This window comes from Variovorax rhizosphaerae, assembly GCF_037889975.1.
Classification (GTDB): Bacteria; Pseudomonadota; Gammaproteobacteria; order Burkholderiales; family Burkholderiaceae_C; genus Variovorax; species Variovorax rhizosphaerae.
On record NZ_JBBKZT010000024.1, the window covers coordinates 59947 to 74789 of the forward strand.

Here is a 14843-nt window from a genome sequence, read left to right on the forward strand (position 1 = left end):
AAGCTGTTACTTCGGCGTCCCGGTCTTGTCCGTGGGGTTGGTCGGCACGTCGGGGCGCTCGCCCTTCTTGCCCATCTGCGGCTTCAGTTCGTCGCGCGTTGGCTTGACGTCCGCACGCGTCAGGGCACCGGTGGGCACTGCTGCGTTGGGCTGGTTGTTTGTCATGGTCGACGGCTCGCCCTTGGGCGTGGTGGTGTTCGCGGGGCTCTTGTTTTCCATGCGGGCTTCGGCCTTCACGTCGTTGCGCGATGCGGGGGCGCTGCCGTCGGGGCGCTGGGTGGGGTTCGCCACGCCGGCGGGTGACTTGGTGCTCGCCTGGCCCCCGACCGCGGGATCAGGCGCCGCGGGAACGGCGGTGGTCTGCGCAAGGGCATGGCCCGACAGGGCGAGCACGCCGGTGAGCAGGCTGCTGAGGATGATTCGCTGGTTCATGGACTGTCTCCTGGAAGTGAAAGGGAAGGGGATCGGGCTCTCATTTCCAAGTTAATGGCCCGCAGCCGCCGAATGGTGGGCGCTTGCGACGGCTGCTTGTAGGCAGGAGAGACATGAGGCCGTCCGCAGACAACGAACCGTGGACGATCCCATTGCGATCTCGCGGACGCGCAGGCGCAGCGCACCTTGATCGCGCGCTTCGCTCTTCTGATACCAGACCGGCGGTCGCAACAACGACCGCCGGCACGACCGCCGCACCCTCACTTCCAGCAGAAGAACCGGCTTCCATTCTCGAAGCTTACTTTGCTGCACTGCGCACCCACGGGGACGTGATGCTCTCCGAGAGTCGAATGCACGTCCTCGACGCCTTGGCCAACCCGGTCGCCACGCTCGAGCACGGCAACGCCACCGCACCGTTCACTGCGTCGCCGATGTCGACAGTCTCAGCGATTCAAGCCTCAATGATCAAACGCATGGTTTGCCTCCAACGGGTCGATGACCGCCAGAGTAGCGAAAACGGTCCCCTTGTGAGCAACTCGAAGCAACGCCGCACGACTGGCACTGCGGCGCGCGTCATGTAGTTGTCGCCTCTTTCATGCAGCCAGGGGCTGAATGTTCGATGCCCTCGCGTGTGTCTGAGCGATGCAGTCGCGATCGGGGTTGAGGGTCACAGCGCCGATGGGCGTCCAGTCGCGAGTAGGCCCGGACCAGCGCGCCGGGTTGAGCGCGCGGGCACGGGTGTACAACGCGTGGCGAGCAGCGAGGATGGCTTGGTCTTCACCGTCGTGGCGCTGCGCAGGGCTGACGTAGCGAATGCCGCTGTGTCGATGGTCCTGGTTGTACCAACGCACGAAGCCGGCCGCCCTACCGACGCTTCGCAGTCATCCTCACGGATGCCTGCGCACGGCTCGGGGCCGATGTGGTTCGCTATTCCTTCATCGCAGTGGACTTGCACCACCTACTCCTTGCCGGTCTCCCGGCGCACCGACAACTATTCTGACGCGGGGGGACATTCAGCCGCTTCTCGAATAAATCGAGCCGCAGCTTGTTCCGCGCTGTGGCCGCCGCCATTGCAGCGGTCTTCGCCTGTTGCCGCGCGATCCCGGCCTGCACGCGCCCGAAGTAGATCGTGACGCCTGCGGCGACGCTTGCAGCGATCAGCGTCGAAATGAACGTCAGAAGTGGAGCGGCTTTGGCGATGAAAGCGAAGAACGAATCCATGCGGCATTTTCAACGAAACCCCCTTCGAAAGCTCCCCATGACCACACCGACGCCATCGCCGTTAACAGGCCGCGCACCCGGCCGCCACACCGAAGCGCTCTACGCGATCATCGCCACCGAAATAAGTGCTTGCGCGTGTCAGGCCCGAGGTAGAGCCCATCCGGGCACCGGGCGATCGCGCACGATGTCGTCGGGCAGCTTGTCCCCGTGATGGCGCAGGAAGTAGGCGACGACCATGCCGGCAGCACAAGCGGAGGCCGCCAGCAAGACCCGCCGCGCCGCCTAAGCCGCAGTTCGGAACCTAGCGCGCGTACTTGACTTCGATGGACAGCGATTCCTGATCGGCGTTCTGGTTCGGAGCGTCCGCGATGAAAACATGAGCCTGATTCGGAGATATTCGCGTGGAGCAGTTCGCCGTCGTCTTAATGGCTCCCGATTGATGCGGATTCCTGTAGTTACGGGCCGTCGTGCATAGAGCGCCGTCTATGAAAATACTGAGCGTCACCCATTGACCCACATCAGCATTGCTATTCAGCGTGGCCGCGACAGTAGCTCGAAGCTCCAGTGGTTGCGGATCGAGATGCACCTTGACGGCCGCCTTCCCGATTGCAGATTGTGGGTCCGGCACTGTCGCTGACGGCCTTATCCGCTCCCAGTTTGCAAGGACAGCCGTTGCAGCCACGCCTATCAGGCCTATGAAGGCCACCGCAACCTGTGGCGAGAATAAGGACGCTCTTTCGCGGACGACCGTTCTACGCGGGATTTTGGGCATGCGTGTTCTCTAAAGCCATGCGCAGTCATGCTATCGCGATCGTACTGAACTTCATAGAAGTCAAAGCCCGAGCGCTGCTTCCATTTCGGCCGCCAGCGAAGCCACGACGGCCGCCTTACCCGTCTGCTCGCGCGGCCCGGTGTTGCCTCAGCCTCGATGTAGTGAACGTCTTCTAGAAGGGCCAGGCAAGCCGTGTCCGACAAGGCAGGCGACGGTGCCCACTGAGCTACTTCGCGATGTGCCTATCGCACGATCGCGAGGCGTGACGGCTAGCGGCGTTTCTCCCATTCGCTCACCGTGGCATCGGAGGCATGTCGGGCTGCCCCGTGATCTTGCCCCCGGATTCCAGGACACGGCCTATACGCAACGTAGCGCCGATTGTTCAGGTTGAGCGCGGCGTAACTGCTCAGCCCGTTGCCGCCTGAACTCGCGCGGCGATTTCATCTTCAAGCTCGAGTGAGGGTGGATCTCATTGAAGTGCTCGAACGCGGCTGGCAACTGCGCCAGCACGGTTGTGGCGTTGGCGTCGCTGAGGTCCATGCGCCCGACGTAGTCGCGCTTGAACGTGTTGACGAAGCTCTCGGCCATCCCATTGCTCTGCGGACTGCATACCGGCGTGTTGACCGGCGTCAGCCCCAGCGACCTGGCGATGCGCCGGGTTTCATGAGCAACGTAGGCGCTGCCGTTGTCCGTCAGGAATTGCAGCGCGTAGCCCGCAGGCAAGGCCTCCACCGCGCCGAAGCGCTTCTCGACGGCCTCGATGAGCATCTCGCGCACCGGCTCGCCTGGCAGCCCTTTGCCCTCCCAGGCCCGGAAGGCCATGATCTCGCGATCACAGCAGTCCTTGGCAAACGTCGCGGTCACGGTCTGCCCCGAGTCGCACTTGATCTCGAAGCCGTCCGAGCACCAGCGCGTGTCGCTGGCCTGGACCGAGACGGTGCCGGTGTGCCTGCGGCTGGATTGCGGGCGCCGTGGGGCCTTGGGCAACAGCAAGGCGTTGGCGGCCATCACCCGATATGCGCGCTTGGGATTGACTCGCGATGCACCCACGTTCGCGCGCTGGCGATTGACCAGCGCGCAGGCGCGCCGGTAGCCATAAGTGGGCAAGTCAGTGATCTGCTCGCGGATCTCCGAGAGCAGTTGATCGTCGTCCTGCGGCGTGCGTGCGCTGCGGCCATCGACCCATGAACGCGATCGCATGTGCCGGGCCGCTGTAGGAGAACGGCCCGTTCGGCGACGTTGATGACAGCGCTTCGCCGGTGTCACGGACAATGAAGCCTCACTCCACGGGTACACCCGGAACAGCCCGAGAAGCCTCGCACGCGCATCGGCAACAGAGACTCAACATGGACCCTTCATCGAAGCCAGACGGCGATGAATCGCCCGTTTCGCTTCCCAGCGAACATCGATTCCAACTGCTGGTCAACGCGATCAAGGACTATGCGATCTACCTGCTGGATGCGCAGGGCCGCGTCAGCAGCTGGAACACCGGTGCCGAGCGGCTCAAGGGCTACACCGCGGAGGAGATCGTCGGCCAGCACTTCTCCCGTTTCTATACGCCCGAGGACATCGCCACGGGACTTCCGGTACGCGCCCTGAAGTTCGCCCGCGAGCAAGGCAAGTTCGAGGCCGAAGGCTGGCGCGTGCGCAAGGACGGCACGCGCTTCTGGACCAACGTGCACATCGAACCCGTGCTGAGTGAGGCGGGCGAGCTGATCGGCTACGCCAAGATCACGCGCGACATGTCGCAGGTCAGGTTCTCGGAACAGGCGCTCTATGCGAGTGAGCAACGCTTCCGCCTGCTGGTCGAAGGTGTGCGCGACTACGCCATCTACATGCTCGACCCCGCCGGACGCGTGACCAACTGGAACGCCGGCGCGCAGCTGATCAAGGGCTACACCGCGCACGAGATCATGGGCCAGCATTTCTCGCGCTTCTACACGCCGGAGGACCAGCGCGATGGCGTGCCCGCGCACGCCCTGCAGACCGCGCTGGCGGAAAAGCGCTACGAGGCCGAGGCCTGGCGCGTGCGCAAGAATGGCACGCGCTTCTGGGCCAACGTGGTGATCGACGCCCTCTTCGACGAGGCCGGCCGGCACATCGGCTTTGCCAAGATCACGCGGGACATCACGGAGCGCAAGAAGGCACAGGACGAGATGGAGCGTGCGCGCGAAGCCCTCGGGCATGCGCAGAAGCTGGAAGCCGTGGGCCGGCTCACCGGCGGCGTGGCGCATGACTTCAACAACTTCCTGACGATCATCCGGTCCTCGGTGGAACTGCTTCGCAGAAGCGGCGCCGACGAGGAACGCCGCGAGCGCTACATCCGTGCGATCGCGGAGACCGCGGACCGCGCTGCACTGCTGACGAAGCAACTGCTGGCTTTCGCGCGCCAGCAGCCATTGCGACCCGAGGCCTTCGGCATTGCGCAGCGCGTGCGATCGATGTCACAGGTCATCGAGACGATGCTCGGGTCCTCGGTGAAGGTGTCGCTGTTCCTGGACGCGCCGCTCGATGCGGCCCAGGCCGATCCCAACCAGTTCGACACGGCCTTGCTCAACATGGTGATCAACGCCAAGGACGCCATGCCCGACGGCGGAACACTGACGGTCTCCGCCCGCAACGTGGACGAAGTGCCCGCGGTGCGGCGCCATGCGGCGGTCAAGGGCGCCTTCGTGGCCATCTCTGTCGAAGACAGCGGCTCCGGCATCGAGCCGCTCACGCTCGGGCGGATCTTCGAACCCTTCTTCACGACCAAGCCCGCGACCAAGGGCACCGGCCTGGGCTTGAGCCAGGTCTACGGCTTTGCCAAGCAGTCCGGCGGCGAGATCGATGTGCGCAGCCGGGTGGGCGAGGGCACCTGCTTCACGCTTTACCTGCCGCGCGCGGCGGGGGAGGCCGGTACTGCAACGCAAAGCGGCACGACGGATGCACCCCAGGAGACGCGCCCGCTTTCCATCCTGCTCGTCGAGGACAACGAAGAGGTGGGGCAGTTCGCGACGGGCCTCCTGGCCGCGGTGGGTCATTCCGTCGTGCGCGCCGCAAGCGCGAAAGAGGCCTTGAAGTTCCTGGAAACCGATCGCCCGAAAGTCGACCTGGTGTTCTCCGACGTCGTGATGCCGGGGATGGATGGCGTCGACATGGCGAAGGAAATCCGGCGTCGATGGCCCGGCCTTCCAGTGGTCCTGACGAGCGGCTACAGCCACGTCCTGGCCGTCGACGGCGACCATGACTTTGCCTTGCTGCAGAAGCCTTACTCCATCCAGGAACTGGAGGCCTTCCTCGATCGTGCGATGGCGGATTGCGATCGGCCCGCCACGGGTTGATCGACCCTATCGGCGGGATGCGGTCGTGGAGACAATGCGGCATGCAAGCGCTGCAACACCTCGACCTGCCATCGATGCTCGACACCTTCGTGAGCCTCGGGGCCGCCTTCCTGCTAGGCAGCCTGATCGGCCTGGAGCGGCAGGTCCGCCAGCGCACCGCCGGGCTGCGCACCAACACGCTGGTGGCGGTGGGCGCGGCGGCATTCGTTGACCTGGCCCAGGGACTGTCGGGTGACGACGGCGCGGTGCGCGTGATCGCCTATGTAGTCTCCGGCGTCGGGTTCCTGGGGGCCGGCGCGATCATGAAGGAGGGCGCCAACATCTTCGGCATCAACACGGCCGCCACGTTGTGGGGTTCGGCGGCGGTGGGCGCCTGTGCGGGTGCCGATCGCATCGGCGAGGCCTTCGTGGCGGCGCTGTTCGTGCTGGCCAGCAACACGCTGCTGCGCCCGGTGGCCGACCGCATCAACCGCAAGCCGATGCGCGAAGAAAACGCCGAGGCCAGCTACACGGTGCACGTGATCTGCCAGAAGGCGGTGCATGCCGAAGTGCACGACCGGATGATCGAATGGCTCGACGCTGAGGACTACCCCGCACGGAACGTGGAGCAGCGCCCCTTCGGCCGCGAGGACGTGGAGATCCTCGCCGTTCTGTTTGCGTCCGCGGTGGTGCCGGCACAACTGGATGGCGTGATGCAGAAGCTGGAAGCGATGCAGGGCGTCACGCATGCGTTCTGGAGTGGCAGCGCGCAGCCGTGACGCGCATTGCGAACGCCTGATCGATTGTCCGCCGGGTAAACAAGGGGTTGACGAAATATCCAAGTCTGGACAAACTATCCAGATGCCAAAGAAAACCCCCGAGCAGGCCATCCTGCTCGACCAAGTCAAGCAGATCGCCCAGGGCCTCGGCGAAACCTTCGCGCCGTTCTGCGAGGTCGTCGTGCACGACCTGCTCGACCCCAGGCACGCGGTGCTGGCGATCCACAACAACCTGTCTGGCCGCGAGCTTGGCCACCCGGCGACCGAACTCGGCCTGGCACGCATCCTCGACCCCGAATACCCGCAGGTCATCGCCAACTACGCCAACCAGTTCTCGGACGGCCGGCAAGCCAAGAGCACGTCCATCGGCATCAAGGATTCGCAGGGCAAGTACATCGCCGCGCTGTGCATGAACGTGGACCTGACGCTGTTCCAGAGCTTCCAGACGGCGATGAGCCAGTTCGTCAATGTCGACGCGCAACTGGCCCCGGGCGAGTCGCTCGATCCGGCGGGCACCGACCTGATCCGTACGCGAATCGACCAGTTCGCCGCGCGCCTGGCGACATCGCCGCGGGCGCTCAAGGCGGAGGACCGGCGCGCCTTGCTGCAGGAACTGAAGTCGGCGGGCCTCCTAGACGTGCGCCGGGCGATGGAGACCATCGCAGCGCATCTCGGCGTCTCTCGCGCATCGGTGTACAGCTATGCGAAGTGACGCGCGGCTGTTGCTGCTGGACAAGGACGCTGTCGAGGCGCTCCTGTTGCCTGATGAAGCGCTGGAAGCAGTGCGTGAAGCCTTCACCTTGCACAGCCGGCGCGAGGGGCGCGTGTTCCCGGTTGTGCGCGAGGCCTTGTCCACGGGCGGCGTGTTCGGGATCAAGTCGGGCGATGTCGAATCGCAGGGCTTGCTCGGCTTCAAGGCCGCGGGCTTCTGGCCGGCCAATCGCGCCGTGGGTGGCGAGCCGCACCAGGCCACCATCCTGCTGTTCGACCCGGCCACGGGGCGCCCGATCTGCGTCATCGATGGCAATGCCATCACCACCGCCCGGACCGGCGCGGCCGGCGGCATCGGCCTGCAGCAACTGGCGCGGCCGGACAGCAGCCGGGCTTGCGTGTTCGGCACCGGCGTGCAGGCCCAAGTGCAACTCGACTTTGCCCTGCGCCTGATGCCGGCCTTGCGTCACGTGAAGTACGTGACGTGGCGGGGCGAACCGGACAGCCGCTTCGAGGCGCACTTCGCCTCGCGCTGCGACATCGTGCATGCGACGGACGCGAACGAAGCGGTCTCGGGCAGCGACCTCGTCATCACGGCCACACCCGGTGCCGGCCCGCTCTTCGACGCGCAGGCCGTGCGCCCCGGCACCCATCTGAATTGCGTCGGCGCCGACACGCGCGGCAAGCGCGAACTGCCCGAAGGCCTGCTGCCGCGCGCGCGCCTCTTCGTCGACGACGCGGTGCAGGCGCGCCAGATCGGCGAAACCCAGTGGCAGCCCGACGCGCCTTGCGAGGAGATCGGCGATCTGCTCACCGGCAAGCTTGCCGCGCTGCGCCAGCCGCAAGACATCACCGTGTTCGACATGACGGGCCTTGCGCTGCAAGACCTGACCCTGGCAAGAAGGATCCATCAACGCGCCTTGACCACGGGGGCTGGCGCCAGCATCCCCTGGGCCTGGTGATTCAACCCGCGATCAAAGACATGACCACGCTCCAACTCCCCACATTCGACGACGTCAAGGCCGCTGCCCAGCGCATCGAGGGCCACGCCCACAAGACCCCCGTCATCACGTCCCGCACGGTGAACGAGGAACTCGGCGCCGAGGTGTTCTTCAAGGCGGAAAACATGCAACGCATGGGCGCCTTCAAGTTCCGAGGTGGCTTCAACGCGCTGTCCCGCTTCAGTGAGGCGCAGCGCAAGGCGGGCGTGGTGGCTTTCTCCTCGGGCAACCACGCGCAGGCCATCGCACTGTCGGCCCGCCTGCTCGGCATCCCCGCCACGATCGTGATGCCGCACGACGCGCCGGCCGCCAAGGTTGCCGCCACCAAGGGCTACGGTGGCCGGGTCATCATCTACGACCGCTACAAGGAAGACCGCGAGCAGATCGGTCGCGACCTGGCCCAGAAGCACGGCTACACGCTGATCCCGCCCTATGACCATCCGGATGTGATCTGCGGGCAGGGAACCGCCGCCATGGAACTGTTCGAGGAGGTCGGCGAACTGGATGCCTTCTTCGTGCCGCTGGGCGGCGGCGGCTTGTTGTCGGGCTCGGCGCTCGCGACCCGGGCGCTGTCGCCGAAGTGCAAGCTCTACGGTGTCGAGCCGGAAGCCGGGAACGATGGCCAGCAGTCGTTTCGCTCCGGCGCCATCGTCCACATCGAAACGCCGAAGACCATCGCGGACGGTGCGCAGACGCAGCACCTCGGGAACTACACCTTCCCCATCATCCAGCGCAACGTCGATGACATCCTGACGGTCAGCGACGCCGAACTGGTCGACTGCATGCGCTTCGCTGCACAGCGCATGAAGCTGGTGATCGAGCCAACCGGTTGCCTCGGCTTTGCGGCGGCCCGGCAGATGAAGTCGAAGCTCGCGGGCAAGCGCATCGGTGTGCTCGTGAGCGGCGGCAACGTGGACATCGAGCGCTTTTGCAGCCTGCTCGGGTCCTGATTCTTCTCAACTACTACAAGCAGAGACATCCCCATGAACATGCAGAAGCTGTCTGCGGCGCTAGCCTGCGCCTCACTTTTTTCCCTCGCTCCGGCGGCCCATGCCGCGGACACCTTGACCAAGTTCCGAGAGACCGGCACGGCCTCCGTCGGCACACGCGATTCCGGCGCGCCGCTGTCGTACACCACGGGCCCGGAGCAGTACTCGGGCTACCACGTCGAACTCTGCCAACGCATCCTCGCCGGCATCCAGCGCGACCTGAAGCTGCCGAAGCTGGACATCCGGTACCAGGTGGTGACCTCGACCAACCGCATGCCGCTGGTGCAGAACGGCTCGGTGGACATGGAGTGCGGTACCACCACCAACAACGAGGCGCGCCAGAAGGAAGTGGCCTTCGCGCTCACCACCTACGTGACCGAGATCCGCATGGTCGTGCGCGCCAATTCCGGCATCACCTCCATGGCGCAGCTCAAGGGCAGGAACGTCGTGGTGTCGGCCGGCTCGACAGCGGGCAAGGCACTGCGCAACTACGAGGCCGCGACCAAGCTGGAGATCAACACCATCACCAGCAAGGACCACGGCGACAGCTTCCTGGTGCTGCAGTCCGGCCGCGCGGATGCCTTCGTGATCGACGACAACATCGGTGCCGGCAACATCTCGACGGCCAAGAACCCGGCCGAGTTCAAGCTGACGGGCGAGGTGCTGAACGTCGAGCCGATCGCCATCATGATTCGCAAGGATGACCCGGCCTTCAAGAAGGCCGTCGACGACCAGATCCGCACGCTGATGCGCAGCGGCGAACTGGCGAAGCTGTACGACAAGTGGTTCGTCCAACCCATCCCGCCGAGGAACGTCGCCGTCAATCTTCCGATGGGTGCGACGCTCAAGGCGCTCATTGCGGAACCCAACGACAGGCCTGCAGAGAGCTACGCCAAGTAGCCGGCCTTGCGGCGAGCCAAGCGTCGCGCAGGGCGAAGGCGCACACGTCGAATGGGTTCCGGATCACAAGCCCGCGTGCCTCGACGCCGCATCCTTGAAGGGTCATGAACACAGACCCCGCAGGCCGCTTCGCCAATCACCGCATCGCATCCCATGAACTTCTGCGCCGGTTCGGCAGCGCTGGCGAGTCGACTCGGCACGCCCCCGCATGAGCCGCCTGTCCGATGCATGGCGGGGCGCGCAGCAAGTCGTGTTGCGCGCGCCGGGCCTGCGGGTCGTCGTGCTGGCGATCCGCAACTACATCCTGCACCAGAGCGCCAACCAGGCCGGCAGTCTTGCCTTCTCTTCGGTGCTGGCGATGTTCCCGCTGTTGATCCTGCTGTCCGCCGCCGCCGCCTTCGTCGGGCAGCCGGGCGACGCGGCAGCGCTGGCCGAGCGGGTGATGGGCTATGCGCCGCAGGTGGTTCGCGATGTGATGCAGCCGGTGATCCAGCAAGTGCTGGCGCCGCGCAACCAGGCGCTACTGACCATCGGCGTGCTGGCGACGCTGTGGACGGCGTCGTCGGGCATGCAGGCGGTGCGATCGGCGCTCAACCGGGCCTATGGCATCAAGCGCGGCCTCTCGTTCTGGCGGGCGCGCATCAAGGTCACGCTGTTCACGGTCATCGTGGGCGCGGGCATCCTGGCGTCGTTCAGCTCGGTGATCATCGCGCCTTATGTGTGGCGGCTGCTGGAGTCCAACGTGGGGGCGGGGCCAGAGACGCTCTGGCTGCGCAACAGCGTGCGATACGGCTCGGCCTTCCTGGCGCTCGCGTCCCTGTATGCGCTGATGTATGGCTGGCTGCCTGACATCCGCCAGCGGCTGTCCACGGTGTTGCCCGGCGCGGTGGTGGGCGCGGCGCTGTGGGTGGTGGCGGCCGCCACGCTGTCGTACACGCTGCGCACTGTCGGCAAGCTGGCGCTGCTGTATGGGAGCTTCGCCGGTGTGGTCGCGACGCTGGTGTTCCTGTACATCAGCGCGACCACGCTGATCTTCGGTGCGGAGATCAACGCGGTACTGCGCAAGCGGTCTTCGGCGCCGAAGCCGCCGCCGCTGCCTGCGGAAGCTGCCGCGGAGCCACCTCCGAGGCCATGTCCGACGCAAGCGCCCACGACGCTCCCACGCCGGCTCCCCGTCCGCGACTTAGCCTGAATCGCAGCCAAACCCGGCGATCCGACATCAACGCAAGGAGACTTCATGGGCAAGGAAGCTGGCGACGACCAGGAAGTGGCCACGACCGAAGCGGCACGTGCCGGCAGCACGCGCCGCCGGCCACGGCAAGCTCGCGACGACGCTGCCGTCCAGCGCGTGCTGCGCAAGGTCTTCGGCCTGCGGCGCCTGCGGCCCGGCCAGCAGGAGGTGATTGCGCGAACGCTCGACCGACGCTCCACGCTGGCCGTCATGCCCACCGGAGCGGGCAAGTCGCTCTGCTACCAGTTGCCGGCGATGCTGCTCGACGGGCGCACCATCGTCGTGTCGCCGCTCATCGCGTTGATGAAGGACCAGTGCGAGAAGCTCAAGGCCCGCGGCGTCAAGGCGGTGCAACTCAACAGCCAGTGCCCAGCGGCCGAAGTCGATGCGGCAGAAGCCGCGATTGCGGACGGCAGCGCCAGGATCGTTCTCACCACGCCGGAGCGTCTCGCGGACAAGGATTTCATCGCGCTGCTGCAAGGCGGGTCGAATGCCCTGCTGGTGGTCGACGAGGCGCATTGCATCTCGCAATGGGGCCACGACTTCCGGCCCGCCTTCCTCGAGATCGAGTCGGCATGGCAGGCGCTGGGAAAGCCGCCGGTGCTCGCGCTGACAGCCACGGCGGGAGATGCGGTGGCGCGCGATGTGATGGAGCGCCTGGGCATCCCGCGCGCAGGGTTGCTCGATACCGGCACCTTCCGGCCCAACTTGCGCTATGCCGTCGAACAGGTCACGAGCGAATCCCACAAGCGGGAGCGCACGCTGGCGCTGGTGAAGACCCTGGCCGGGAGTGGCATCGTCTATGCGGCCACCATCAAGGCCGCCGAGGAAGTGCACGATGCGCTGCGCGAGGCCGGCGAGTCGGTGGCGCTCTACCACGGCGGTCGCAATGCCGGCGAGCGCCGCGCGGCGCAAGACGCCTTCATGGCCGGCAGCGTGCGGGTGATGGTCGCGACCAACGCCTTCGGCATGGGCATCGACAAGCCGGACATCCGCTTTGTCCTGCACTACCAGATGCCCGGCGGGCTCGACAGCTACTACCAGGAATCGGGCCGGGCAGGGCGTGATGGCCAGCCGGCCGACTGCGTCCTTCTCTACCTGCGGCGCGACAAGGCCGTGCAGCAGTTCTTCATGGCCGGCCGCTATCCGGACGCGAAGGAACTCGACGGCATCTACGCGGCGTTGCGCACCGAGGCGCCTGGCGCGTCTGGCTGGACCCTGGCCAGCTTGCAAGCGACGGTGATTGCGCCGCGCGGAAAGGTGCAAGTGGCCCTGGCCTTGCTGCGGCAGCGCCGCATCGTCAGGCAGGGCGCGGACGGCAGCCTCCAACTGCTGCGCCCGGCCGTCGCCGCGCAGGTGATGCACGAGATGCTCGCGAGCTACCGTGCCAAGCGCGAGCATGACCAGGCCGCGCTGGAAGGCATGGTCTGCTACGCCCAGGCCGGCGCATGCCGCTGGCAGTTGCTGTTGGCGCACCTGGAGGGCGAAGCGCCACGCGAGCGCTGCGGCACCTGCGACAACTGCCGGCGCATCGCGCTGTTCGAGGCGCAGTCGGGCCAGCCCGGCGAGGGGTGTGACACAGGTTCCGAGCCGATCAAGCTGGCGCCGCCCGCCAACCCGATCTTCCTGCCGCAAGCATCGGTGCGTGTGAAGCGCTATGGCGTGGGACAGGTCGTGGCAGCGGACGCGCTCGCCGTCGACATCGAATTCGCCGATGGCAGCAAGCGCTCGTTTCACCCGGATTTCGTGCGACCGGTGCGGGTGCGCGGGGGAGGGCGCAACCTGCCGCTCGCGGGGTGAACGCGGCGGTCTCGTGCAACTCGCGCCGGGCTACGCCGCCTTTCGCGCGGCAGGCTTGCGTTGTTGCTTCTTGGCCGCCGGCGCCTTCGTCTTCGTCCTCACCACAGGCTCAGCGTCGGGCTTCTTTCCCAGGCTGCGCTGCAGCAACTCCGTCAAGTCGACGACATTCTTCCCGCTCGGCGCACTGGCCGGCGATGCGTCGATCTTCTCCACCTGTTCGATGTGCCCCTCCGACGCCTTCGTCTCGACCAGCTTCATGATCTCGGCGTGAAACGAATCCCGGAACTTGTCGGCATTCCAGCTTGCGCTCATCTCCTCGATCAGTTGCGTGGCCATCGTCATCTCGCCCTGCTTGAGGCCCGCGGCCTCGATTCCCTGTGGTGGCAGTTTCAAGGCCTCCCAGGACCGGATCTCGCCGCCCCAGCGCAGCAGGTTGAGTACGAGCGCGGGGCCGCAGGGCATCAACAGCGCCAGGTGCTGCTTGTTGGCGATGACGACCTTGGCCACGCCCACCTTGCGCGTGGCCGCGAGGGCTTCGCGCAGCAGTGCGTAGACTTTTTGCCCGCGGTTGACCGGCGCCGTGTAGTAGGGCTTCTCGAGATACACGAAAGGGATGTCGTCGATCGGGACGAAGGCCTCGATCTCGATGGTCTGCGTCGTCTTGGGATAGGCGCGCTCGATCTCCTCGCGTGAGAGCAGCACGAAGCGCCCGTCCTCCCACTCGATCCCTTTGACGATGTCCGCCATCGCGACCTCCTTGCCGCTCTTCTTGTTGACGCGCTTGTAGCCCACCGGGTCCATCGACCGCTTGTCGAGCATCTTGAAGTCCAGGTCGCTTTCGTCGGTGGCCGAGTACAGCGCGATGGGCACGTGCACCAGGCCGAAGCTGATGGCGCCTTTCCATAACGACCGGGTCGAGGTCGGCGCCTTGCCGGCGTCAGGATCGGGCTTGCGGCTCGTTTTCGTGGCGGGTTTTTTCGTGGTTTTCCTGGCGGCCATGGGATTTCCATTCGATTGCGAAGTACTTGCACTGCTGCATCCTCCCCACCAAGCCACGTGTCGGTGTCAGCCACAGGCGCTTCATCGCCACCGCAATAGCCGATTGCAAGCCGCAGCGTCCTGCGCGTATCGGCGGGCATCGATACGGCGCATGCTCCTACGCCGACTTGGATTGCATTCAGGGACGATGCCGCGCTGCCCTGATTCGAACGCATGGCAGCGACCTTCCATGGAGGTCGCGTGGACCCAATGAAAACTGCCCCTTCTCATCAACTGACCGACGCCATCTTCCCCGTGCCCGAAGCGGATTCGTCGCAGGAGAAGCTCGCCCGGAAATTGCGGATCCTCGTCGTGGAAGATGATGTGGAATCGCTGCGACTCTCGCAGGAATTGCTGGCGCTCATGGGGCATTGGTCAGCGGGTGTCAGCAGTGCGGAAGCCGCCATCGCCCGTTTCTCCGAAGGGGCGTTCGACGTGCTGATGCTCGATGTCAATCTTCCGGCTCTCTCCGGCGTCGACCTCGCAGAAAAGCTGTGCCGCCTGGAGCGGCTGCCGGTGATCTTCGCGACGGGCGGGGCACCGCCGCGCGCTGGCTCGCCCGGTTCCATCTGGCTGCAAAAGCCCTACAGCATTGCGCAGCTGGAAGAAGCAACTGCCCGCGCCGCGGGCCTGCTGCGATGCGCCGACGCCTGAAGGCGGCGTGATC

The 14843-nt window shown here is 65.8% G+C and carries 14 protein-coding genes and 2 pseudogenes; 10 read left to right on the top strand and 6 right to left on the bottom strand.

The window, feature by feature from the left end; all coding sequences use genetic code 11:
* Positions 1–6 precede the first annotated feature (6 nt).
* Entirely contained in the window at positions 7–432 is a 426-nt protein-coding gene (locus WKW82_RS33370) for a serine/threonine protein kinase (protein WP_340347250.1), read from the bottom strand.
* 350 nt (positions 433–782) lie between these two features.
* Here WKW82_RS33370 and WKW82_RS33375 point away from each other — a divergent pair, with 350 nt between their 5' ends.
* Positions 783–1013, top strand: a complete 231-nt coding sequence (locus tag WKW82_RS33375; RefSeq protein WP_340347252.1) for a hypothetical protein — start codon at positions 783–785, stop codon at positions 1011–1013.
* Positions 1014–1025: 12 nt separating this feature from the next.
* Here WKW82_RS33375 and WKW82_RS33380 read toward each other — a convergent pair.
* From WKW82_RS33380 to WKW82_RS33395, 4 genes and pseudogenes are all read right to left on the bottom strand, one after another.
* A pseudogene (locus WKW82_RS33380) lies at positions 1026–1286 on the bottom strand (IS3-like element ISAzo10 family transposase); the annotation flags it as partial.
* Between the two features lie 73 nt (positions 1287–1359).
* Positions 1360–1653, bottom strand: coding sequence for a hypothetical protein (locus tag WKW82_RS33385; RefSeq protein WP_340347254.1), 294 nt, complete (start codon positions 1651–1653; stop codon positions 1360–1362).
* 301 nt (positions 1654–1954) lie between these two features.
* A complete protein-coding gene (locus WKW82_RS33390) occupies positions 1955–2425 on the bottom strand; it encodes a hypothetical protein (RefSeq protein WP_340347256.1) in 471 nt (156 codons plus the stop codon).
* A 357-nt stretch (positions 2426–2782) separates the two neighbouring features.
* Positions 2783–3622: pseudogene (locus tag WKW82_RS33395) on the bottom strand (integrase core domain-containing protein); the annotation flags it as partial.
* A 149-nt stretch (positions 3623–3771) separates the two neighbouring features.
* Here WKW82_RS33395 and WKW82_RS33400 point away from each other — a divergent pair.
* The 8 genes from WKW82_RS33400 to WKW82_RS33435 all read left to right on the top strand — a co-directional run bounded on the left by WKW82_RS33400 (position 3772) and on the right by WKW82_RS33435 (position 13138).
* Positions 3772–5748, top strand: coding sequence for a hybrid sensor histidine kinase/response regulator (locus WKW82_RS33400; protein WP_340347258.1), 1977 nt, complete (start codon positions 3772–3774; stop codon positions 5746–5748).
* Positions 5749–5789: 41 nt separating this feature from the next.
* A complete protein-coding gene (locus tag WKW82_RS33405; RefSeq protein WP_340347260.1) occupies positions 5790–6506 on the top strand; it encodes an MgtC/SapB family protein in 717 nt (238 codons plus the stop codon).
* Between the two features lie 82 nt (positions 6507–6588).
* Positions 6589–7218 carry a helix-turn-helix transcriptional regulator gene (locus WKW82_RS33410; protein WP_340347261.1) on the top strand — a complete coding sequence of 210 codons (630 nt, stop codon included), beginning with the start codon at positions 6589–6591 and terminating at the stop codon, positions 7216–7218.
* Positions 7208–8179, top strand: coding sequence for an ornithine cyclodeaminase family protein (locus WKW82_RS33415; protein WP_340347262.1), 972 nt, complete (start codon positions 7208–7210; stop codon positions 8177–8179). Before WKW82_RS33410 ends, WKW82_RS33415 begins: the two co-directional genes overlap by 11 nt.
* A 20-nt stretch (positions 8180–8199) precedes the next feature.
* Positions 8200–9168, top strand: a complete 969-nt coding sequence (locus tag WKW82_RS33420) for a threo-3-hydroxy-L-aspartate ammonia-lyase (RefSeq protein WP_340347264.1) — start codon at positions 8200–8202, stop codon at positions 9166–9168.
* A 39-nt stretch (positions 9169–9207) separates the two neighbouring features.
* Positions 9208–10107 carry a transporter substrate-binding domain-containing protein gene (locus WKW82_RS33425; RefSeq protein WP_340347299.1) on the top strand — a complete coding sequence of 300 codons (900 nt, stop codon included), beginning with the start codon at positions 9208–9210 and terminating at the stop codon, positions 10105–10107.
* Positions 10108–10315: 208 nt separating this feature from the next.
* A complete protein-coding gene (locus tag WKW82_RS33430) occupies positions 10316–11299 on the top strand; it encodes a YihY/virulence factor BrkB family protein (RefSeq protein ID WP_340347266.1) in 984 nt (327 codons plus the stop codon).
* 45 nt (positions 11300–11344) lie between these two features.
* Positions 11345–13138, top strand: a complete 1794-nt coding sequence (locus WKW82_RS33435; protein WP_340347267.1) for a RecQ family ATP-dependent DNA helicase — start codon at positions 11345–11347, stop codon at positions 13136–13138.
* Between the two features lie 30 nt (positions 13139–13168).
* Here the strand turns inward: WKW82_RS33435 and ku are convergent, their stop codons facing one another.
* Positions 13169–14137, bottom strand: coding sequence for a non-homologous end joining protein Ku (ku, locus tag WKW82_RS33440; RefSeq protein ID WP_340347268.1), 969 nt, complete (start codon positions 14135–14137; stop codon positions 13169–13171).
* A 249-nt stretch (positions 14138–14386) separates the two neighbouring features.
* On the opposite strand from ku, the gene WKW82_RS33445 reads away from it, so the two are divergent.
* On the top strand, positions 14387–14830 hold the full coding sequence (locus WKW82_RS33445; protein WP_340347269.1) for a response regulator: 444 nt from the start codon (positions 14387–14389) through the stop codon (positions 14828–14830).
* The last annotated feature ends 13 nt before the right edge of the window (positions 14831–14843 follow it).